A 21,531-nucleotide genomic window follows, 5' to 3' on the forward strand; every position below is an offset into this window, starting at 1 on the left:
CGGCCAGGGGAGCGGGGGACGCATGCCCGGAGGCAAGCGGGAATCCGATCCGTGGATCGTCACGGCGGCCGTCGTCCTCGTGGTGCTCGGCCTCCTGAATCTGATTGCGACGGGAATGACAGCGGCCGCCGTTCGCCACGCACTGTTCGCGGCAGCCGGCCTCGTCGTCATGTGCGTGGTCGCCCGACTGCGGATGAGCTACCTGCGTGCCTTCGGCTGGGCGGTGCTCGGCGTCGCCACCGTCCTGTTGGCGGCGGTGCCCCTCGCCGGGGTCGCGACCAAGGGTGCCCAGCGCTGGCTCGACTTCGGTGTGATCACCATCCAGCCGTCCGAGCTTGCCAAGCTCGCGCTCGTCCTGGTTCCCGCGGGCATGCTCGCGGCGGGGTTCACGCTGGCTCGATTCCTGGCGACCCTGGCGATCGCCGCCGTGCCCGTGGCGCTCGTCGCACTGCAACCCGACCTGTCCACCGCCGTCGTCCTCGTCGCGACCGCGGGCTTCATGCTCGTCCTCGCCCGGGTCCCGCTGCTTCCCCTGATTCCGTTGCTGGCAGCGGGGATCGTCTCGTTGCCCCTCGCGGTGCTATTTCTCCGGCCCTATCAGCTCGAGCGCGTCCAAGTGTTTCTGTCGAGCGACGCCGACACGGCCGGGGTTGGATGGGCCGAGTTGCAAGCGAACATCGCGATCGGCAGCGGCGGATTGTGGGGCCTGGCGCGCGACCCGGTGTACGACGTGCGGGCCGAGTACCTTCCCGAATCGGAGCACGACCTCGCGTTCGCCAGCCTGGTGTACGGATGGGGCTTGGTCGCCGGTCTCGCCGTTGTGGTGGCGACGTCGGTCATCGTCTGGCGGGCTGCGCTCGCCGCGCGAACGGCACGGACCCGGGAGGCCGCGCTCGTCGCGGCAGGCATCGGGGGCCTGTTCGGGTTCCACGCGCTGGTGTCGATCGGTGCGAGTCTCTCCCTGCTGCCCCACACCGGGATGCCGATTCCGCTGTTCAGCTACGGGGGAACCGCCGCGATCGTCGGGTTCGTCGCCGTCGGACTGGTGCTCGCCGTGCGGAGAGACGGTGTCGCGCGGCCGCTGTGGGCGTCGGAGCCACATCGGCGCCGTCGTCCTCGCGGCCTGTCTGCAGGCGCCCTCACGCTGACCGCGTCCCTTGTCGCGATGTCTGTGTTCGCGTGGCAGTTGCAGCACAATCGGGGTGCGGAGTTCCGGGCGATGAGCGACCAGCAGATCATGCGCTGTATTCGCCTGCCTGCCGAGCGAGGACTCATCCTCGACCGCAACGGCATTCCCCTCGTGGAGAACGTGGCGGAGTACACCGTTGCGGTGGTCGCTCAGATGTTCGACGAGAACGACGACGGCGCTCGCAGTCGACTCGCTGCGCTGCTCGCCACGTCTCCGGACGCGTTGACGGAACTGATCGGAGGACGTGGCGAAGGGGAGTCGAACGTCGTCGTGGGCACAATCGCACCCGATCAGGCCCGACGCATCGTGGACGCCCGACTGCCCGGGGTCCTCGTGGTGCCGTCCGGTCGCAGGCATTACCCGCACGGCGCCGTGCTCGGCTCCGTCCTCGGGCACGTCGGTGTCGCCGACCCCGACGACATGGAACGCTGGCCGCACCTCGCGCTCGGTTCACGGGTCGGCAAGGCGGGGCTCGAGAAGCAGTACGACGCGCTGCTCCGCGGCAGCGACGGCAAGCAGTGCATCTACGTCAGTCCCTCCGGGCGTCCGGTTGCGACGGGTGAGCGGGTGGACCCGATGCGGGGTCACGACCTGCGACTGCACCTCGACCTCGGCATGCACATCCTGGCCACCGACGCGCTCGCGGAGGCGGTGCGCACCAGCAAGGGCGACCTCGGTGCCGCGGTCGTGATGGACGCCCGCACCGGCGCCGTTCTGGCGCTTGCCAGTGTCCCTGGCGCCGACAACAACGTGTACGGGCCCCCGGCCGACCTCGTCGCGCTGGCGGACCAGGCCCAGGCCCCTGGGCCGAGTCGGTTGGTGAACAACGCAACCCAGACCGCGGTACCGCCCGGCTCGACCTTCAAAATCGTGGTCGCGGCGGCGAACACCCAGTACCCGGTGCTGGCGCCGGAGACCGTGATCGACACCGGTGCGTCCTACACCTACGGCAGCCACACCTTCCGGAACTGGAAACCGATGGGCCCGCACAACCTGCTCCAGGCAATCCAGTGGTCCGACAACGTCTACTTCTACAAGCTCGGCGAACTCCTCGGCCCCGAGAAGATGGCGGACGTCGCGGGGCAACTCGGAGTCGGCCGACGATCCGGGATCGACCTGCCCGGCGAGGCCGAGGGATTCCTGGGGACGCCCGAGAACGTCGGAAGTATCGGGGCCACCTGGTATCCCGGATCGACGCTGCTGATGGGCATCGGTCAGGGCACCGTCAGCGCGACCCCGCTGCAGGTGGCGCGATGGACGTCGGGCATCGCCACGGGCGCGGTGGTGACGCCCCAGCTCGCGGCTGCGTACGGGACGACGGACACCGTACCGATTCCGACGGCGGCACCGGTACTGCTGCCCTTCGCGGAGCGACTCGGACCCGTGCGAGCGGGGATGCGGGCCTCCGCGTCGGCCGGCACGGCCGGTCAACTCGCCGACCTGCCGGTGCCGGCCGGCGCCAAGACCGGAACCGCCGAGGATCCTTCGGCGCCGGGGGAAGGTCTCAATGCATGGTTCTCCGCCGTGGCGCCGATCGACGCTCCGGAAATCGTCGTGTCGGTGTTGGTCCGCGGAGGCGGCTTCGGGTCGGCAACTGCGGGGCCCGTGGTGAAGAAACTCCTCGAGCGTTACTTCCCGCGACCGCCCGGCGTGGTGCCGACGCGGTGATCAGCTGCCGTACGCGGCAAGCACTTCGGGGTGATCCAAACATGCCGTAGCGCCTTCGGCCACGCAGGTGAGTGGGCGCTCGGCAGTCTTCACCGGGAACCCGAAGGACTGTTCGAGCAGTTGCGACAGACCACGCAACATCGACCCGCCGCCGATCGCGAGCAGCCCTTCCGACATCACGTCACCGATCGCCTGCGGGGGAAGGTCCTCCAGACACGCGGTCAGTGTCTGGACGATGCTCGTCGTGGTCGGCCGCAAGGCATCGACGATTTCCTCGATCTCGAGGGTGACCAGACGGGCACGGCCGGTCACGGCGTCGCGGCCCTCTACAACGAGCGACTGTCCTTCGGCAGTGTCGGGCGCGCCCAGCTTCGCCCGCTCGGCGGTGATCTCGCCGACGATGGTTTTGTGCTCTGTCCGTAGATAGTGGTGCAGCGCGTCGGTGAGTTCATCCCCCGCGAGTCGGCAACTGCGGTGGGAGAGAATGCCACCGAAACAGAACGCGGTGATCTCCGAAGTGCCGCCACCGAAATCGACGACGAGGTGGGCGCGCGGTTCGAGCGGGTTGATCCCGCAGCCGAGTGCACCCGCTACCGGCTCCGGTATCAGAGCGACCTTGCGCAGACCAGCCTCGTGTCCGACCTCGAGCAATGCGCGACGCTCGAGCGGGGTGGCGCCCGCGGAAACCGCGATGACGCCCCTCGGCCGTAGGCCGTATCGCCTGGCCGGGGCGGCGCGCTTGATGACGGCCGTGACGAATGTCCCGGCCGACTCCAGATCCACGATCACCCCGTCGCGAATCGGACGAACCGGTGTGATTCCGATCGGAGCGCGGCCGACGAGGTTCCGCGCGTCCGTGCCGATCGCCAGAGCCCTGTTGGGATCCTTGGTTCGAACGAGCATGAACGATGGCTCGTTCAAGACGATGCCGTCCTCGGGGGTCCCGACGACAGTGTTGGCAGTTCCGAGATCGATACCGAGTCCACTCACGTCGGCCTCCGAAAGGGATTTCAGCGAGACGATATCGATGGTACGGAGCGGCGGCGTCATTCGGAAGGCATCCGTGCCGCCAAAGTTGCCGTAACCCCTTTTTGCGCAACACGTTGCAGTGATCATGACCGACCAGTGGGGAAGCCCGGTGGGTATGGTGACGGTGTTGGTGGTGTCGATCACCGATACGGTGGGTACGGTCAGTGGACCGTGGCCAGGGGCCGCCACGAAAGTGCGGCGACATGCGGCTGCGCGAGGAACTGTTGACGCTCATCCAGTGATAGCGGCATGTCCTCCAGGCTGCGCGCCAAGGACGTTGTCCGCGAGATGCCGAACCTGTCACCGTCAACGCTCTGACACCTCGGTACCGCTGAGCAGCCGAAGATTTGTCACTGGGGACTGTGCGGGCGCGCTGCGCGACCTGGCTGCGGGCACGGCGCACTTCGAGGGGGCCGCAGCTCACCAGCTCGGTGGTTGGTAGGCGTGCAAAACTCGAACGGTCGCAGTGCAGTTCGTCAGTGCCTGGTTGGTGGCACGCTCAAGGGACGCCGTCATCATTGGGCGAGGTGCCGTCGTCTCGGTCGATCCTGGGACCGGCTCTCCGGGATCGGCGCCGGCCCTTCAGTTCGGCCTCCCTGCGGGCGCGTGAACGTGCGAGCGCCTTGGCGAGCAGTTCGTCGAGGTGGTGCCGGTGGTTGACCCGCGGACTCCGGTCCGGGTCGATGTGGGGCGGCGCGATCCAGTGGGTGCGGCCGCGGTACCTTCCGCCATCCGGTGTGTTGGCCGTCTGCCAGCCGCCGGGTCCGTCGTGGATGAGGGCGTGGCACGGGTCGCATGCCAGGTCGAGGTTCTCGATGTCGGTGGCGCCGCCATCATCCGGTCCCTTCGTGTGGTTGCTCTTCCAGCCCTTGACGTGGTGGACGGCGGTCATGCTCGCCGGCGCATCGCAGCCCGGGCGGGTGCAACCGCGCGATGCGGCAATCAACGCGAGGCGTTGATCGGCGCTGGCGAGGCGTTTGTTCCTACCCAGGTGCAGCGGGCGGCCGCTGTGGTCGAAAATGCACAGCACGGGGTGTGCAAACTCTGCCATGCGGAGCGCATCCCGGATCGGAAGCATCCCACCGGACGCGGTGGTGGCGACCCCGGTTGCCTCCTCGAGTTGCTTCAGGGTCATGGTGATGATTGCGGTGACCGGGAGTCCCCGGTGGCTGCCGAGGATCCCGGAGCCGAGCACGTGGCGCAGGCCGGCCTTGAGCGCGTCGTGGTTGCGTTGCCCCGCGGTGCGGGTGTCGCGGCCGGCGGCCTTCACGAGGGTGTCGCGTTTCGTCGTCGGAGAATCGGCGTCGCCGGTAGGGGAGGTGGGGTCGTCCGGGTTGTTCATCCCGGGCCGGGCGTACTTCGCGAGCAGCGGCTCGAGCAACGCGCGTGCCTCGGGGTCGAGCAACCCGGATACCGGCGTCATGAGATCCGCGTTCTGCCTGCCAATCCGGAAATTACGTTGCCGCTTGCGGTCTCGGTCGTCGGTGAGGCTGCCGTCCGGGTTGAGGTAGCCCAGCAACTGCTGGCCGGCGGCGGCGACGGCGTCAGGGGTGGACAAGCGGGCAAGCTCGGCAAGTACGCGCTCGGCCGCGTCCACCTTCTCGACCTCGACGGCCCGGGGGACCTTTCGCAGCACCTGTCGAATCGCGTCCACGTGGTCCGGTCCGACGGCCCCGTCCCGTTGCGCGGCAGCGGTGGCGGGCAGATCGGCAGGCAAGGGGTCGCCGCCCAGGTTGTGCCAGGTGCCCACCTTCCGGGCCGCCGTCACCCGGCGAGAGGCGTCGCCGACCGAGAGTCGCAGGGATTTGATCAGAAAGTTGTTGATCGACTTGCAGTCGTACTTGCCGGGCAGGCCTCGTTCGACCGATTCGACGACGAGGCGGTGCCCGACGGTCGATGCTTTGCGGAGGGAGGTCTCGATCCGCTGCAGGGTCGCCGTGACATCGGCGTCGGACAGTTGCGAAAGCTGGTCGTCGAGCAGTCCGGCGACGGCGGCGTCGAGTGCGGTCAGGTGCTCGGACACCGTCCCGAGTTCGCCGAATCCGTTGCTCGAATCCATGTGCGAATTGTATCGAGGGGTACCGACATGTAGCTGCGTGAGCTGGCAGCCGGGTACTGGGGCGCAGTTCGACGAGGCGGCGGGTCGCTGATTCGTCGGGCAGGTGGCGGGGGCCTACCCGCGCACCCGGATCTGCTGCATCATGTCGTGGTCCTGGTGTTCGAGGTTGTGACAGTGCCACGTGTATCCGCGGACTTCCTGGTGGGTGCCATGCTCACTCGCTGCGTCGGCCGGGACCGGGATCGGCGCGTCCGGGTCGAAGCCGAGGTCGTCGACCGAGGGCCAGTGCACGAGGATGGTCAGCACCGCGTCGGACTCGACGAGCGTGGTGTCCTTCCAGCCCGCCTCCCACGCGGCCGGTGGCGCCTGCTCCCCGATGAGGAACGGGGACGGGTCCGGCGCCCAGCGGACGTCGTGCTCGAGTGGCGGGGGTGAGGCGGCCATGTAGCCGGCCGTCCACAGCTTCTGCCGGCCGAGAACCCGGAACCGGGCCAGGTGCAGGTGGACCGGATGCTCGAACGGAAATGTGTTGACGATGTGCCAGATCTCGGTCGTCCCGGCCCGGGCGACGTCGATGTCGTCGGTGAGGAACGGCAGGTTGTTGATCGACCCCATCAACGGCAGCACCGCGGCCGTCCGGTCCAGGTCGAACCGCGCCAGGAACGTCATGACCCGGGTGCGGGTGACGCTGTCGGTGGTGGCGGGCGCGATCGCCGGGGGGAGTCCAGGCCCGCCGCGCAGTCGCGCCGGCGCCCGGACCGGTGTGGCCGCAGCCTGATCCGCGTCGAACCGCATGATCTCGGGCAGTGCCGGGACCGCGAGCACGGCGTTGCCGGAACTGTTGAGCGCGGTGTTGACGAGTGTCACCGACTCGCCCGGCGCGAGCGCCGCGAAGTCCACCAGCAGGTCGGCGCGCTCCCCGGAGGTCATGACGATGTGGTCGGTGTCGACGGACTCGTCGAGCAGGCCCTGGTCGCCGCCGATCACCGTGAACCGCATTCCGTTCGAGAACCCGAACCGGTAGGTGCGCGAGTTCGAGCCCTGCAGGAGCCGCAGCCGATACAGCGTGCGCCGCACCGTCATCCGTGGCCATGCGACTCCGTTGACCACGGCGACGTCGCCGAACTGGCCGCCCTGGTTGTAGCCGCTCGGCTGGTAGCGGGCCAGCCGCGGCTGCAGCGTTCCGTCGGCATTGAACATGCGGTCCTGCACCACGATCGGCACCTCGAACTCCCCGGCGGGCAGCCCGAGCGGGTTGTCGGCGCGCCCGGTGTCGAACTCGTCGCGCAGCAGATAGAACCCGGCGAGCCCGGCCTGCACGTTCAGGCGGGTGTTCGCCATAGCGTGATCGTGATACCAGAGAGTCGCGGCCTCCTGGTCGTTGGCGTAGCGGTTGGTCTGCACGCCGCCACGCCGCCACGCGATCAACGGGTGCCCGTCCGAGTCCGGACGGCTCGGCGCGCCGTGCAGATGCACTGTCGTCCGCGGATTCGTCCGATCCTCCTCGGTGGCGCCGTGCATCGTCAGGTCGACGGCATAGCCGAGTGGATTGACGTCGATCGAGTTGGCGAACGACACCGTCGTCGGCGTGCCGCGGTGGGCCTCGAGCGTGGGGCCGAGGATGCCGTCGTGGTAGCCGAGGACCGTCGTCGCCGGCAGATCCGGGTGGTACGTGTGGATGCCGGACTGCTCGGTGAGCGTTCCGGATGCCGCGGCGGTCGGTAGGCGTGGCAGGTCGGTGACGAACCGGCGTAGCGGTGGCGACGAGAAGTTCAGCGGACTCGGGCCGGTCGGCGGCGGCAGGTCCGGGATCGGGACCGGCGGCGGTGGCACCGGCGCACCCGGTCCGGCGGAGGCCGACGGTGCACCCAGCCAGCCGAGTGCGGCGATCGAGCCGGCCATACCGAAGAATCCGCGTCGTGAGAGTTGCATCGTCGAACTCCTTGGTCGCGTGACGACGTCCTGGGATCCAACTCGTGCGGACGTTACCCGACCCGTCGACATGACACGCCGCCGTTGGGCGCAACCAGGGTGAGCCGTAGCGCAGGTCCGCACCGAGACCCTGGGGATGACACTGCGGTTCCATGACGGCCGAGGTTCCGTGACGGCGGGGTCTTGACGCGTCCGTCTCCGTCCGCTTGATTGGATCCATGCAGTTCGCCGCACCGGCCGAGCAGTACGACCGCTTCATGGGGCGCTACACACCGACCCTCGCGGCCGCGCTCGTCGACGCGGCCGATGTGTCGCCGGGCAGCCGGGTGTGCGATGTCGGCTGCGGGCCCGGCGGCCTCGCCCGGGAACTCGTCGCGCGGGTTGGCGCCGCGAACGTCGCCGCGATCGATCCGGCGCCGCAGTTCGTGGCGGCCTGTCGGGAGCGCAACCCCGGTGCCGACGTCCGCGAAGGTGTCGCCGAGCAGTTGCCCTGGGCCAGCGGAGAATTCGACGCCGCCCTGTCCTGCCTCGTGCTCGGGTTCATGAGTGATCCCGACCGGGGTGTGCGCGAGATGGCGCGGGTGACTCGGCCGGGTGGCACCGTCGCCGCTTGCATGTGGGACACCGCCACCGGCGGCATGACGATGCTGCGTCTGTTCTGGACCGCGGTGCGGGAGGCCGACGCCGAGGTGGTCGGCGAATCCGCGATGGTTGGCACCGCGGAGGGCGACATTGCGGAGCGCTTTCGCCGTGCCGGGCTGACCGACGTGGTCGGCGGTGCCCTCACGGCCCGGGCGAACTACGCCGGCTTCGACGACTTCTGGGAGCCGTTCACCTTCGCGGTCGGTCCCGCGGGCCAGTACCTGCAGTCCCTTACGAGTGGGCGGCGTGTGAGCGTGCGCGAGGCGTGCCGAGCGGCGCTCCCGTCGGGGGCGTTCTCACTCGACGCCCGCGCCTGGTATGCCCGGGCGACGGTCCCGCAGTCGCGGTGACCGGGGGAGGGCCAAGCGAGCCCCGTATCGGCGGCCCCGGCGGCGCCCCGGGCCGTTATACGCTTCACCTCGTGCGTGGTGAGTACAAGGTTCCCGGTGGCAAGCTCGTGGCGGTCGATGTCGAGGTGGACGACGGGCGCCTGTCGCGGGTGTCGCTCTCCGGTGACTTCTTCCTCGAGCCGGACGAGGCGCTCGACGACATCGTCGCAGCGGTCGTCGGGATGTCTGCCACCGCCGACGCCGCGAAGCTCGGACAGGCGATCTCCGGGGTGCTCGGCGACGAGGTGTCGATGATCGGCTTCACCCCGGAGTCCGTCGGCATCGCGATCCGCCGCGCCCTCGGCCACGCGACGAGCTGGCACGACCACACCTTCGAGGTGATCGAGCCGGTGGTGCTGGACCCGGCGATGCACGTCGCGCTCGACGAGGTGATCACCCGTGAGGTGGCCGCCGGCGACCGCGGGCCGACGCTGCGGTTCTGGGACTGGGACGCGCCGCTGGTGGTGCTCGGCTCCTTCCAGTCGGTGCGCAACGAGGTCGACGAGGAGGCCGCCGCCCGGCACGGCATCGGCATCGTTCGGCGCATCTCCGGCGGCGGCGCGATGTTCATGGAGCCCGGCAACTGCATCACCTACTCGCTGTCGGTGCCCACCTCGCTGGTCGACGGCCTGAGTTTCGAGCAGTCGTACGAGTTCCTCGACCGGTGGGTGATGGGTGCGCTCGCCGACGTCGGCATCGACGCGCGGTACGTGCCGCTCAACGACATCGCCTCCGACAAGGGCAAGATCGCCGGGGCCGCGCAGAAGCGCTTCGCCGCCGGCGCGGTGCTGCACCACGTGACGATGGCGTACGACATCGACGCCGACAAGATGACCGAGGTGCTGCGCATCGGTCGGGAGAAGATCTCCGACAAGGGAATCACCAGTTCCGGCAAGCGGGTCGACCCGATGCGCTCGCAGACCGGCATGGCGCGCGACGCCATCATCGCCGCGTTCCTCGCGCACTTCCGGGCCCGCTACGACACCCGGGACAGCACGTACACCGACGCCGAACTGGCCGCGGCACGCGAGTCGGTCGACTCCAAGTTCCGTACCCCGGAGTGGACCTACCGCGTGCCGTGACCACGTTCTCGGGCAACGACAGTCAGGGAAAAGCCGGCGTCGGCGGTGTCCGCCGGGAGATAGCGGGCAGCCATCTCGCGGTTCATCTCGTCGGTCACCGCAGTGATCCGGGTGGCCGGCCCCTCCACGCTCACGTACCGGACGGTGGGTTCGGCGTGCTGCACCATCAGGCTGAATCGGCCGGCCTCCCTGATGTTATCCGCGAGAAACTACGGACCGCGCCGAGACCGTGACCGGCTCAGAACTTGCCGTACCTCAGATCAGTTGCGCGGCACGTTCGGCCATCATCACGCAGCCAAGGTAGGTGTTGCCCGCAGGCAGCACCGGCATCGCCGAGGCGTCCACGACCCGCAGGCCCTCGACCCCGCGGACGCGGCAGCGTGCGTCCAGGACGGCCCTGGGGTCTCCGTCCGGCCCCATCGCGCACGTACCGCCCAGGTGTGCGTAGCTGATCACGCCTCCGTCGACCAGGCCGGCCGCTGCGCCTTCGACGCTCAGGTCGGTGATCGGTTGGACGCGGGTGGCGCCGAGCTCCGAGAACGGCCCGGTCGACTCCAGTGCGGCGATGCGACCGAGGATCCAGTCGAGGCGTTCCAGGTCGTGCGCGGTCAGCGCCGGCATCACCACATCCGGTTCGGCGTCAGGATCGACCGACGAGATCCGGACCGTGCCCCGCCCGGTGACATCGAGCAGGTACGGGACGACCGAGAAGTACGCGCCGTCGGCGGTCGGTTCGCCGATCGGCAGGTTCAGAACGTGGAAGTCGATGGTGTCCGACTGCGGCGTACGGCCCACCCACACCGGCTGGACCGGACCGCCGCGCAGCGGCCTGCCGCCCTCGTGGTGGTAGAGAAGGGGGAACCCGAGGTGGTCCTGGAGGTTCGCCCCGACGCCAGGGATGTCGGCGACGACGGGGATACCGAGGCCGTCGAGCAGATCCCTCGGGCCGATGCCCGACCGCTGCAGTAGTGCGGGTGAACCGGTTGCGCCGGAGCTGACGACGATCTCGCCGGCGGACAGTTCCCGGCCCTCGGCGGTGAGGACACTTCTCGCCCGCCCCTCCTCGACGACGACCCTGTCCACGGTAACCCCGGTCTCGACGGTCAGGTTCGGTCGCGACCGGACTTCGCGGGTCAGGTACGCCTGGCTCACGGTCAGCCGTTCGCCGTCCCCGGACACCGTCAGCGGGAAGATCCCGACGCCCGGGAGCTGCCGAGGGTCGTTGACGTCGTCGGCCCACGGCACGTCGAGAGCCCGCAGTCCTGCGAGGAACGCCCGCTGGGATTCGGTCTGTTGGTCGGGGGTGGAGCGGCGTACGACGAGTGGCCCGTCGGAGCCGTGCAGCTCGGATGCGCCGCAGTCCAGGTCGTTCTCCATGGCCCGGAACGTCGCGAGGATGTCGGGCCAGCTCCACCCGTCGAGCCCCCGCGCGGCCCATCCGTCGTAGTCGGCCGGCTGGCCGCGCATCGTGGCGAGGTAGTTCACGGCCGAGGTGCCGCCCAGGACACGCCCGCGCACCATCTGGACCGTGGTGTGCCCGGCCTGCATCGGGAACGCCCGAGCGAAAGGCGTTCCGGCCCAGACGTCCCCCGCCGAGGTGGGCAGCAGGACGGAGTCGTCGTACGCCGAATCGTCCGGGCCCTGCTCCAGAAGCAGCACGCGCCGATCCGGGTCCTCGGACAGCCGTGCTGCCAGCACCGCACCGCTGGTGCCCCCGCCTACGACGATCACATCCGCGTCCATTGCCACCCTGTCTCGACTCGCTCGCCCATCGCCTCACATTGCGTGACTCGGTCACATTACTGGGTGCCTTGTGATCGGGGTCACCGGGACGTGTTCGTGCATCGACTCCGCTACGCCGTCGCCGTCGCCGGGCCGATGAAGATGCCCTCGGCCTCGACGGTCACGCCGCCCGCGTCCGAGAGTGTCCCGTTGACAACGGTTTTGCGACCCTCGTTGCGGGTGATGCGGGCCTCGGCGCGCAGCCGGCCCAGCGGGGTGCCGCGGCGGTACCGCAGGGTCAGCGTGCCAGTGAACCGCGGTTCGATCGAACTGGCGGTGGTGCCGAGCAGGTGGTCGAGCACCAGCGCGCAGATCCCGCCGTGCACCAGCCCCGGCGGTCCTTCGTACGGTGCGCCGAGTGTCACCTCCGTCCAGTGCAGTCCGGAGGCGTCGGACTCGACGCTGAGCGGGGGAGCGAGCGCGTTGCGCAGCCCGATCCCGGCGTTGCCCCACGCGAACGACTCGCCGCCGGTGGTGAACCGCAGGCCGAACGCGCCGTCGAGCTGCTTGGCGCGCAGCTTCGCCGCCGCGGCGGCGACCTCCGCATGCACCTCGCGGATGACGGACTCGTCGACCTCGGTGCGGATGGTGGCGTCGACGAGCTCGCGGACCGCCTCGGTGAGCGGGCCGTACAGCGCCCGGCGCCGGTCGAGTTCTGAGCTGTCGATGTCTTCTCGGGTGAACTTCACCCTGTGATCGTGAAGGATCGTGTCGGCTGCCGGGAGGATTCGATTCACGACATGCTGTGCTCCACGACACATGGGACGTCGCGGTGTGCCACGGTGGACTCATGATCGAAGCCATCGAGAACCTGCCTGACGGCACCCTGGGGTTTCGGGCGACCGGCACCGTCACCGCACAGGACTACCGCGACGTCCTCGACCCGGCGATCGACGCGAAGATCGCCGCCGACGAGAAGGTCAATCTCGTCTACGTCCTGGGCGACGACCTGAGCCGTTACACCGCGGGCGCGCTCTGGCAGGACGCCGAACTCGAGAGCCGGCCCCGGCGCAGCTGGGGCCGCATCGGACTGGTCACCGATCACGAGTGGATCGGCAAGGCGATTCACCTGATCAGCTTCCTGATGCCCTGTGAGGTGCGGTCTTTCGCGCTTGCCGACGAGCTGGCGGCGATCGAGTGGGTCTCGCAGGGGAAGTGACGGGGAGGGATTCGCGCACGACGCCCGCACCGCCGCTTCCGCGACGCTAGTTCGGGGCGGCCGGGCTGATGAAGATGCCCTCCGCCTCGACGGTGACGCCGTCGGGGTCGGACAACGTGCCGCGGACGGTCGCCTTGCGCCCGTCGACGCCGACGATCGTCGCGGTGGCGTGGACCGGACCCAGGGGAGTGCCCCGGAGATAGCGCAGCGTCAGGGTCCCGGTGAAGCGCCGCGTGCCCTTGCTGGCGGTGACCCCGAGCAGGTGGTCGAGCACCAACGCGCAGACGCCGCCGTGCACCAGCCCCGGCGGGCCCTCGTACGCGGCACCCAGGTTGACGTCGGTCCAGTGGCGGCCGGACTCGTCGGACTCGAAGACCAGCGGTGGCGCGATCGCATTGCGCAACCCGACGCCGGCGTTGCCCCACATGACCGACTGGCCCGTCGGGGTGAACCTCCTCCCGAACGCGCCGTCGAGTTGCCTGGCACGCAACTTCGCGGTCGCGGCCGCGATCGTGGCCTGCACCTCGCGGATCACCTCGTCGTCGACCTCGGTGCGGATCGTCGCGTCGACCAACTCACGCACCGTGTCGGTGAACGGGCCGTACAGGGCCTTCTGCCGGTCGAACTCGTCGAGGTCGACGTAGTCGGGGATGGACGTCACATGGGCCGCCTTCGCTGGGGTGGACAATTGCTGTCCGGCCCGAAGGTATCGGTTCCGAGCACGTCCGGGCGGTCCATCCCGGACGGTAGGACGTTCAGCCGGCGTGCGACAACAGAACCCGACACACGTCGAGCAGCGCCGCCCGCAGCGGCGCCGCCCGCTCGGCCAGTGCCGACTGCGCCCGCACGTAGTCCGCCCGCCCCGTCGCCGTCTCGATCGGCACCGGCTCGTAGCCCAGCGCACTCAGGTCGTACGGACTGGCGCGCATGTCGAGTTCGCGTGCGGCGACGGCCAGTTCGAAGCAGTCGACGGTCAGTTCGGAGTCGACCAGCGGCGCCAGCTTGTAGGCCCACTTGTAGAGGTCCATGCCGGCGTGCAGGCAGCCCGGCTGCTCGCGGGCCGCCTGGTCCTCGCGTCGCAGCGGGATCTCGTTGCGCGGCACCGCGTCGTCGGTGAAGAAGCGGAACGCGTCGAAGTGCGTGCACCGCAGGTTCATCGACTCGACCACCGCGTCGGTGCCGCCCGGCCCGAGCCGCAGCGGTGTGCCCGAGTGCCGCACCGCCTCGTCGCCGCCGCGGTAGACCATCGCCCACTCGTGCAGGCCGAAACAGCCCAGCTGCGCCGGCCGGGACGCGGTCGCGTCCAACAGTCGGGCGGTGAACTCGAGCATCGAGCGTCGCTGTGTGAGCACCGTCGGGTTGACCTCGGCCACTGACCGCTCGGACACAGATCCCTCGGGCGCGTCGACCCGGCGGTAGCCCGAGTACTCCCAGTACTCGCGGGCGGCGTCGCCCTCGAGCCGCACCCCGAACCCCGGATGCCACCGGCGCAGCTGCGCCGGCCGCAGGCTGTAGTAGGTGAACAGGAAGTCCAGCACCGGGTGGGCGTCCCCGCGTGTGCGGCGCTCGAGGTGCGGGCCGATCAGCGCGTCCACCCGGGCCCGGTGCGCCTCGCGGCGCCCGGTCCAGTCCTCCTCGGCGAGCGCAACCGGCGCGCCCAGTGCGGGCGCGCCGGTTGCCGACGGTGTTCCGGTCACGGCGTTCGCTGCCCCGGGACCACGTCGGTGATCCGGTGCGTGCCGTCCCGGACGGTGCCGACGAACTCCTCGACCAGGTCCTCGAGCGCCACGATGCCGATGGCGGCGCCCGACGCGTCGACCACCAGGCCGAGGTGGCTGCTGGCCCGGCGCAGCGTCGAGAGCGCCTCGTCCAGCGGGGTCTGCACCGGCAGCTCCGGCAGTGCGCGCACGTCCGAGCGCGGGATCACCGTGTCCGGGCCGGCCTCCTCGTCGAGGACCTGGTCGAGCACGTCCTTGAGGTGCAGGTAGCCGGCCACGGTGCCGTCGGGCAGCACCGCCGGGTACCGCGAGTAGCCGGTCTCGGTGACCGCCCGCTCGACCGCGCCCAGGGTGGTGCCGCGCTCGGTCAACGGCACGCTGCGCACCTTGTCCAGCGGGATCAGCACGTCCGCGACGGTGCGGCCGGCCGTGTGCAGCGCCTGCGTGAGCCGGCGGTGCTCCTCCTTGTCGATCAGCCCCTCCGAGCGGGACTCGCCGATCATCTCGGCGAGCTCGAGCGCGGAGACGGTGCTGTCGAGCTCGTCCTTGGGCTCGACGCGCAGCAGGCGCAGCGACGCGTTGGCGGCGTAGTTGTAGAACGCGATCAGCGGCTTGGCCAACCGGATGAAGGCCAGGTGTGCCGGGACCAGCAGCATCGCGCTGCGCTCCGGCCCCGCAATCGCGATGTTCTTCGGCACCATCTCGCCGAGCAGGATGTGCAGCACCACCACCAGCGCCAACGCGATGCCGAACGCGATGGGGTGCAGCAGGTCGGCGGGCACCCCGAGCGCCTCCATCGGCACCTCGATCAGGTGCGCGATCGCCGGCTCGCCCACCCGGCCGAGCAGGATCGAACAGATGGTGATGCCGAGCTGCGCGCCGGCGAGCATCAGCGAGAGGTTCTCGCCGGCCCGGATCACCGTGCGCGCGCGCTTCTTGCCCTGCGCCTCGAGCGCCTCGAGCCGGTCGCGGCGCGCGGAGATCAGCGCGAACTCGGCGGCGACGAAGAAGGCGTTGCCGGCCAGCAGCAGGACCGCCAGCAGGACCGCGAACAGGTCACTCATCGTCGTCGCCTTCCTGATGGTTGGGGTGCGGTTTCCGCTGCGCGATCGTCTCCGCGGGCAGCGGGGTCAGCAGTACGCGGTCGATGCGGCGGCCGTCCATCGCGGACACCGCGGCGACCCAGCCGCCGGCGACGTCGGGTCGGCCCTCCCCGATCGGATTGGGCAGCACCACCTCGTCGCCCACCTCCGGGATCCGGCCCAGGCGCGCGAGCACCAGGCCGCCCAGGGTGTCGTACTCGCCCTCGGGGGCGGTGTAGCCGGTGGCCTGACGGACCTCGTCGATGCGCAGCAGGCCTGCGCAGATCCAGCTGTCGCCGCTGCGCTGTACCTCGATCTCCGGGTCGTCGTGCTCGTCGCGGACGTCGCCGACGATTTCCTCGATCAGGTCCTCCATGGTGACCATGCCGGCGGTGCCGCCGTACTCGTCGACGACGAGTGCCACCTGCATGCCGTCGGCGCGCACGCGCTCCATCACGGAGTCGCCGTCCAGGCTGGAGGGCACGATCGGGACCTTGCGCGCCAGGTTCACCAGCGGGGTGGTGGACCGGCCCGCGGCCGGAATGGTGAAGGCGCGCTTGACGTGCACCACGCCGATCGTTTCGTCGAGGTCGCCGTCGACGATCGGGAACCGGGAGAAGCCGGTCCGCGACGCCGCGTCGATCAGGTCGGCCACGGTGTCGGTGCTCTCCAGGGTCTCGACCTTGACCCGCGGGGTCATCAGCTCCTCCGCGGTGCGTTCGCCGAACCGCAACGAGCGGTCCACCAGCAGCGCGGTCGCCGGGTCGAGCGAGCCGCGCCGGGCGCTGGTGCGCACCAGCGAGCCCAGCTCCTGCGGGGAGCGGGCCGAGCGCAACTCCTCGGCGGGCTCGATGCCGAGCCGGCGGACGACCCAGTTGGCGGATCCGTTGAGGCCGTTGATCGCCCACTTGAAGATGGTGGAGAAGCCGGCATGCAGTCCGGCGGTGGCCCGCGCGGTGCTCAGCGGCCGGGCGATGGCCAGGTTCTTCGGGACCAGCTCGCCGTAGACCATCGACAGCGAGGTGGCCAGGATCAGCGCGAGGGCCAGGGAGATGCCGCCCGCCGCGGACTCGGGAACCCGCAGGAACCGCAGGAGCGGGTTGATGAAGGTCGCGAGCACCGGTTCGGCCAGGTAACCGGTGATCAGGGTGGTGATGGTGATGCCGAGCTGGGCGCCGGAGAGCTGGAAGGAGAGCGTCCGGTGCGCGTGCTGCACCTGCTTGGCGCGGCGGTCGCCGTCACGGGCGTGCGCGTCGACGGTGCTCCGCTCGAGCGCGGTCAGCGAGAACTCGGCGGCCACGAAGAGTGCGGTGCCGGCGGTCAGCGCCAGGAAGCCCAGAACGCTGAGGACTGTGAGTGCGGTCTGCATGGATCATCGCCCCCGGACGGGGGCAGGGAACGAGATGGTGCCGCCGGGTTTGTCGCCCGGCTCGGTAGAAGAGCCCTCCGAAGTGGAACTCTCGTCGCCGGACTCGGCCGAGTCGGCGATGTCGGTAGTGGGTGCCTCAGGCACCGTGGTCCTTCCTGTCGTGCCCGGGTGAGGCGGATCGGGTGATCCGCCTCACCGTCCCCGCCGCTGCTTTCGGCTGCCGATCGGGCTGTCGAAAACTGCTGGTGGATACGGTCAAACCGGGCGCATGAGTTGCGTCAGCCCAGCCATTCTACCGGGACCGGGCGCGATGACGCCCGCCGCCGCACGCCCGAGTCGCGCAGGTCACCAACCCGCGGGCAGCGGACGCCCCTCGGCGAACCCGGCCGCCGACTGCACCCCCAGGACGGCACGCTCGTGCAGTTCCTCGAGGGTCCGGGCGCCTGTGTAGGTGCAGGTGCTGCGGACTCCCGCGCAGATGTGGTCGATCAGGTCCTCGACTCCGGGTCGGTCCGGGTCCAGCCGCATGCGGGAGCTGGAGATGCCCTCCTCGAAAAGTCCCTTGCGGGCGCGGTCGAAGGCGCCGTCGGCCGCGGTGCGGGCGGCGACGGCCCGCTTCGAGGCCATCCCGAAGCTCTCCTTGTAGGCGTTGCCCACCTCGTCGACGTGCAGGTCCCCGGGCGACTCGTAGGTGCCGGCGAACCAGGACCCGATCATCACGTTGGACGCACCGGCGGCCAGCGCCAGCGCCACGTCGCGGGGGTGGCGCACCCCGCCGTCGGCCCACACGTGCGCGCCGAGCTCGCGGGCCGCGGCGGCGCACTCGGCGACCGCGGAGAACTGCGGCCGGCCGACGCCGGTCATCATCCGGGTGGTGCACATCGCCCCGGGGCCCACCCCGACCTTGACGATGTCCGCGCCCGCGGCCACCAGGTCCCGGGTCCCCGCCGCCGAGACCACGTTGCCCGCGGCCAGCGGCACCCCGAGGTCGAGGGCGGCGACCGAGGCCAGGGCGTCGAGCATCTTCTGCTGGTGCCCGTGCGCGGTGTCCATCACCAGTAGGTCCGCACCGGCGACGACGAGCGCGGCGGCCTTCGCAGCGACGTCGCCGTTGATGCCGACCGCGGCCGCGACCCGCAGTCGACCGTTCGCGTCCACCGCCGGCTGGTAGATGCCGGCGCGGATGGTCCCGGTTCGGGTGAGCACCCCGGCGAGGGTGCCGTCCGCCTCGACGACGACCACGATCGGGTCGTGCCGGGACTCGAACACCTCGAACACCTCACGCGGCGACGCGGTCACCGGCGCGGTCGCGAAGTCGGTGGCGGCGACGGCGCGCAGCCGGGCGAACCGGTCCACGTCGGCGCACGCGGCCTCGGTCACCACGCCGACGGGACGGCCGTTCTCGACGACGACCACGGCGCCGTGCGCCCGCTTGGGCAGCAGCGCGAGCGCGTCGGACACCGAGTCGTCGGGGCCCAGTGTCACCGGGGTGTCCGCCACCAGGTGCCGGCTCTTGACGAAGCTCACGGTCTCGGCGACCGCGGAGGCCGGGATGTCCTGCGGGATCACCACGATGCCGCCGCGACGGGCGACGGTCTCGGCCATCCGGCGGCCCGCGACCGCAGTCATGTTGGCCACGACGAGGGGGATGGTGGTGCCGGAGCCGTCGAAACTACGCAGGTCCACGTCGAACCGCGACGTCACCTCGGTGCGGTTCGGCACCAGGAAGACGTCGTCGTAGGTCAGGTCGTAGGGCGGCTGCTGGTCGTCGAGGAAGCGCACAAGTCAGGACGCTACCGGGTCCGGGGCGCTCGTGCGCGGGCTCGACTGGGCCTGCGCGCGGGACAACGCGACGGTGGTGACCAGCATGACCACGACCGCCACCACGATCACCACCAGGCCCGGGCCCGCCACCCGCAGACGCTCGCCCAGGACCGCGAACCCCAGGAAGGCGGCGACGAGGGGCTCGGCGATGGTGATCGCCGGCAACGACGCCGCCAGCGGGCCCGCGTGGAACGCGCGTTGCTGCAGGTAGAAGCCGGCGATCCCGGACGCGGCCAGCGCCCACAGCGGCCAGTGCGTGAGCACCGTCGCCGGGCCCTGGTCGAGGAGCCCGAGCACCGGCTTGGTCAGCGCCACCGCGACGCCGTACAGCGCGCCGCTGGCGAAGCCGAGCAGCAGTGCCCGCGGGCCGGCGGCGATCGGGGTGGCGGTCGCGGCGACGGCCGCCACGCACAGCCCCACCACGAGTCCCAGCGGCACCAGCCAGTGCCCGAACGTCGCGTCCTCGACGCCCTCGGTCGGGTTGCCGACCACCAGGAACACCGCCAGCGAGACGGCCAGCGCGGCGGCGGTCACCCAGGTGCGGGCCGTCATCCGGGTGCCGGCGAACCGGGCCGAGAGCGGCAGTGCGAACAGCAGCGTCGCGACGATCAGCGGCTGGACCACCAGCACCGAGCCGAGCCCGAGCGCGATCACCTGGAAGACGTAGCCGCCGAGGTCGCCGAGCAGGCCCGCCCACCAGCGGGGTTTGCGGATCAGCTCGCTCAGCAGCGCGCCGTCCTCGGCGACGTCGGCGGCGGCGCTCTGCTGCGCCACCGAACCGCAGGCGAACAGCAGTGCCCCCACGAGCGCGCAGGCGACGGCGAGCAGGGGCAGGTCGGTCATGTCAGTCAGCGTCCTCCGCGGCGCCGATGTCCGGGTGTTGCCGCGCCGGACCCGCGGCGAGATCCGCCGCGGACGGTGGTCGCGCCGGGACGCTGTCGACGCTCGCGCGATCCCGGGCCCCGCGGGGCGGCGGGCGGCGCGGTCACAGGTTCGGCGGCCGGGACGGGGACGCCGCTCGGTGCCGCGGCACCGGTGAGCGCGACGAGCTCGCGGCTGCCGGGGCGGACCTCGACGCCCACCAGGTCGACGCCTGCCTTGCGGGTCAGCCGCGTGACCGCGTCGCGTTCGTCCTCGGTCACCAGGGTCACCACGGTCCCGGACTCGCCGGCCCGGCCGGTGCGCCCCGCGCGGTGCAGGTAGTCCTTGGCCTCGGACGGCGGGTCGACGTGCACCACCAGGGAGATGTCGTCGACGTGGATGCCGCGGGCGGCGACGTCGGTGGCGACGAGCACCGGCGTCTCGCCGTCCGCGAAGGCGGCCAGCGTGCGGGTGCGCAGGTTCTGGGTCTTGCCGCCGTGCAGGGCGCCGGCCACCACCCCGACCGACCGCAGCTGCTCGGCGACCTCGTCCACGCCCTCCTTGGTGCGCACGAACATGATCGTCCGGCCGGTGCGGGAGGCGATCTCCGCGACCACGGCCTGCTTGTCGGCGCGGGCGACGAAGAGCATGTGGTGTTCGGTGGTGGCGACGGGGGCGACCGCCGACGCGGTGGAGTGCAGCACCGGCTCGCGCAGGTACCGGCGGACCAGTTCGTCCACCTCGCCGTCGAGGGTGGCCGAGAACAGCAGGCGCTGACCGTCTTTCGCGGTCCGGTCCAGCAGCGTGGTGACCTGGGGGAGGAAGCCGATGGCGGCCATGTGGTCGGCCTCGTCGACGGTGGTCACCCGCACGTCCTCGAGCGACACGGCGCCCTGGTCGAGAAGGTCGGCCAGCCGGCCCGGGGTGGCGACCAGCAGGTCCACCCCGCGGGCGAGGCGCTCGGCCTGCTTCTTGGTGGGCACCCCGCCGAACACACAGGCCAGCCGCAGCCCGAGCGCGAGCGCCGACTCGTCGAGCGCCTTCTCGATCTGCGCGGCCAACTCGCGGGTCGGCGCGAGGACCAGCCCACGGGGACGCTTCGGCTTGCTGGGGGCGCCGGCGAGCCGGACCAGCATCGGCAGGCCGAACGCCAGCGTCTTGCCGGAACCAGTGGGGCCGCGGCCGAGCACGTCGCGGCCGGCGAGCACGTCGGGGATCGCCGCGGTCTGGATGGGGAAGGGCGCGGTGATCTTCTCCCGGTTCAGTGACTGCACCAGCAGCGGCGGCAGGCCGAGGTCGGCGAATGTGGGCCCGGTCGTGGCGGGAGTGGACATGACGCGGTTGCCTCCGATGATCTTCTCCGCCCCGCGGCGCCCACACGGATCCGTGCGGCGCACGCCGGGCGCATTCAGTGAGGTTACCGCCCGTCGGGGCAGGGACGGCATCCGTCGGTGGGGGTCGGACCCGTCGGCCGGGGGTGGATTTGTTCACCCCGAGGGTGCCTGGTCGCGGTGGCGGGCGGGGCCGACGCTGAGGTGGTACCGCATCGCGCGGGCAACCCGCCCACCACCGCCACTGGAGGACTTCCGATGGAAACCGGCTACATCCCCGTGCTCGTCCTGCTCGGCATCCTGGTCCTCGTCGCGGCCGGACGCCTGGTGTGGCATTACCGGACGCGACGGCTCGCGGACCACGAGTACCCCGAGTGGTCGCGGCTGGACACCTTCACCTATCTCGGGCCGTGAC

Annotated in this window: 18 protein-coding genes; 5 read left to right on the forward strand and 13 right to left on the reverse strand. The window is 70.7% G+C overall.

Going from position 1 to position 21,531, the window contains the following annotated elements; all coding sequences use genetic code 11:
- The first annotated feature begins 22 nt into the window (after window positions 1-22).
- Entirely contained in the window at window positions 23-2,857 is a 2,835-nt protein-coding gene (locus tag RT2_RS13055; RefSeq protein ID WP_072845217.1) for an FtsW/RodA/SpoVE family cell cycle protein, read from the forward strand.
- Here RT2_RS13055 and RT2_RS13060 read toward each other — a convergent pair whose 3' ends face one another.
- The 3 genes from RT2_RS13060 to RT2_RS13070 all read right to left on the reverse strand — a co-directional run bounded on the left by RT2_RS13060 (window position 2,858) and on the right by RT2_RS13070 (window position 7,877).
- Window positions 2,858-3,847 (reverse strand): rod shape-determining protein, encoded by a 990-nt coding sequence (locus RT2_RS13060; RefSeq protein WP_072845218.1) that lies wholly within the window; start codon window positions 3,845-3,847, stop codon window positions 2,858-2,860.
- A gap of 538 nt (window positions 3,848-4,385) precedes the next feature.
- The gene (locus RT2_RS13065; protein ID WP_083577361.1) at window positions 4,386-5,945 is read right to left on the reverse strand and encodes an HNH endonuclease signature motif containing protein; all 1,560 of its coding nucleotides are present in this window, start codon (window positions 5,943-5,945) and stop codon (window positions 4,386-4,388) included.
- A gap of 114 nt (window positions 5,946-6,059) precedes the next feature.
- Window positions 6,060-7,877 (reverse strand): multicopper oxidase family protein, encoded by a 1,818-nt coding sequence (locus RT2_RS13070; protein ID WP_072845219.1) that lies wholly within the window; start codon window positions 7,875-7,877, stop codon window positions 6,060-6,062.
- A 218-nt stretch (window positions 7,878-8,095) separates the two neighbouring features.
- Here RT2_RS13070 and RT2_RS13075 point away from each other — a divergent pair, with 218 nt between their 5' ends.
- On the forward strand, window positions 8,096-8,869 hold the full coding sequence (locus tag RT2_RS13075) for a class I SAM-dependent methyltransferase (RefSeq protein WP_072845220.1): 774 nt from the start codon (window positions 8,096-8,098) through the stop codon (window positions 8,867-8,869).
- 71 nt (window positions 8,870-8,940) lie between these two features.
- Window positions 8,941-9,990 carry a lipoate-protein ligase LplAB gene (lplAB, locus tag RT2_RS13080; protein ID WP_072845221.1) on the forward strand — a complete coding sequence of 350 codons (1,050 nt, stop codon included), beginning with the start codon at window positions 8,941-8,943 and terminating at the stop codon, window positions 9,988-9,990.
- On the opposite strand, the gene RT2_RS13085 is transcribed toward lplAB, so the two are convergent.
- The 3 genes from RT2_RS13085 to RT2_RS13095 form a co-directional block, all read right to left on the reverse strand.
- Entirely contained in the window at window positions 9,975-10,157 is a 183-nt protein-coding gene (locus tag RT2_RS13085; protein WP_174556709.1) for a hypothetical protein, read from the reverse strand. The genes lplAB and RT2_RS13085 overlap by 16 nt on opposite strands.
- Window positions 10,158-10,245: 88 nt before the next feature.
- A complete protein-coding gene (locus tag RT2_RS13090; RefSeq protein WP_072845222.1) occupies window positions 10,246-11,733 on the reverse strand; it encodes a GMC family oxidoreductase in 1,488 nt (495 codons plus the stop codon).
- Window positions 11,734-11,843: 110 nt separating this feature from the next.
- Window positions 11,844-12,461 carry a PaaI family thioesterase gene (locus RT2_RS13095; protein WP_072845223.1) on the reverse strand — a complete coding sequence of 206 codons (618 nt, stop codon included), beginning with the start codon at window positions 12,459-12,461 and terminating at the stop codon, window positions 11,844-11,846.
- 101 nt (window positions 12,462-12,562) lie between these two features.
- Between RT2_RS13095 and RT2_RS13100 the strand changes: the two genes are divergently transcribed.
- Entirely contained in the window at window positions 12,563-12,931 is a 369-nt protein-coding gene (locus RT2_RS13100) for a SpoIIAA family protein (protein WP_072845317.1), read from the forward strand.
- 46 nt (window positions 12,932-12,977) lie between these two features.
- Here the strand turns inward: RT2_RS13100 and RT2_RS13105 are convergent, their stop codons facing one another.
- The 7 genes from RT2_RS13105 to RT2_RS13135 all read right to left on the reverse strand — a co-directional run bounded on the left by RT2_RS13105 (window position 12,978) and on the right by RT2_RS13135 (window position 21,119).
- Window positions 12,978-13,592, reverse strand: a complete 615-nt coding sequence (locus RT2_RS13105; protein ID WP_072845224.1) for a PaaI family thioesterase — start codon at window positions 13,590-13,592, stop codon at window positions 12,978-12,980.
- 94 nt (window positions 13,593-13,686) lie between these two features.
- Window positions 13,687-14,628 carry a 3-methyladenine DNA glycosylase gene (locus RT2_RS13110; protein ID WP_371851166.1) on the reverse strand — a complete coding sequence of 314 codons (942 nt, stop codon included), beginning with the start codon at window positions 14,626-14,628 and terminating at the stop codon, window positions 13,687-13,689.
- Window positions 14,625-15,713, reverse strand: coding sequence for a hemolysin family protein (locus RT2_RS13115; protein ID WP_072845225.1), 1,089 nt, complete (start codon window positions 15,711-15,713; stop codon window positions 14,625-14,627). Before RT2_RS13115 ends, RT2_RS13110 begins: the two co-directional genes overlap by 4 nt.
- Window positions 15,706-17,100 (reverse strand): hemolysin family protein, encoded by a 1,395-nt coding sequence (locus tag RT2_RS13120; RefSeq protein ID WP_072845226.1) that lies wholly within the window; start codon window positions 17,098-17,100, stop codon window positions 15,706-15,708. Before RT2_RS13120 ends, RT2_RS13115 begins: the two co-directional genes overlap by 8 nt.
- 345 nt (window positions 17,101-17,445) lie before the next feature.
- Window positions 17,446-18,882, reverse strand: coding sequence for a GMP reductase (guaB1, locus tag RT2_RS13125; protein ID WP_072845227.1), 1,437 nt, complete (start codon window positions 18,880-18,882; stop codon window positions 17,446-17,448).
- A 3-nt stretch (window positions 18,883-18,885) separates the two neighbouring features.
- Window positions 18,886-19,767 (reverse strand): DMT family transporter, encoded by an 882-nt coding sequence (locus RT2_RS13130; RefSeq protein ID WP_072845228.1) that lies wholly within the window; start codon window positions 19,765-19,767, stop codon window positions 18,886-18,888.
- Window positions 19,768-19,772: 5 nt separating this feature from the next.
- Complete coding sequence (locus tag RT2_RS13135) at window positions 19,773-21,119, reverse strand: DEAD/DEAH box helicase (protein ID WP_072845229.1); 1,347 nt, start codon at window positions 21,117-21,119, stop codon at window positions 19,773-19,775.
- Between the two features lie 255 nt (window positions 21,120-21,374).
- Here RT2_RS13135 and RT2_RS25890 point away from each other — a divergent pair, with 255 nt between their 5' ends.
- Complete coding sequence (locus tag RT2_RS25890) at window positions 21,375-21,530, forward strand: hypothetical protein (protein WP_169888339.1); 156 nt, start codon at window positions 21,375-21,377, stop codon at window positions 21,528-21,530.
- Window position 21,531: the final 1 nt, after the last annotated feature.

Origin of the sequence: Rhodococcus tukisamuensis NBRC 100609 (assembly GCF_001894985.1) — a bacterium.
GTDB lineage: Bacteria > Actinomycetota > Actinomycetes > Mycobacteriales > Mycobacteriaceae > Rhodococcus_G > Rhodococcus_G tukisamuensis.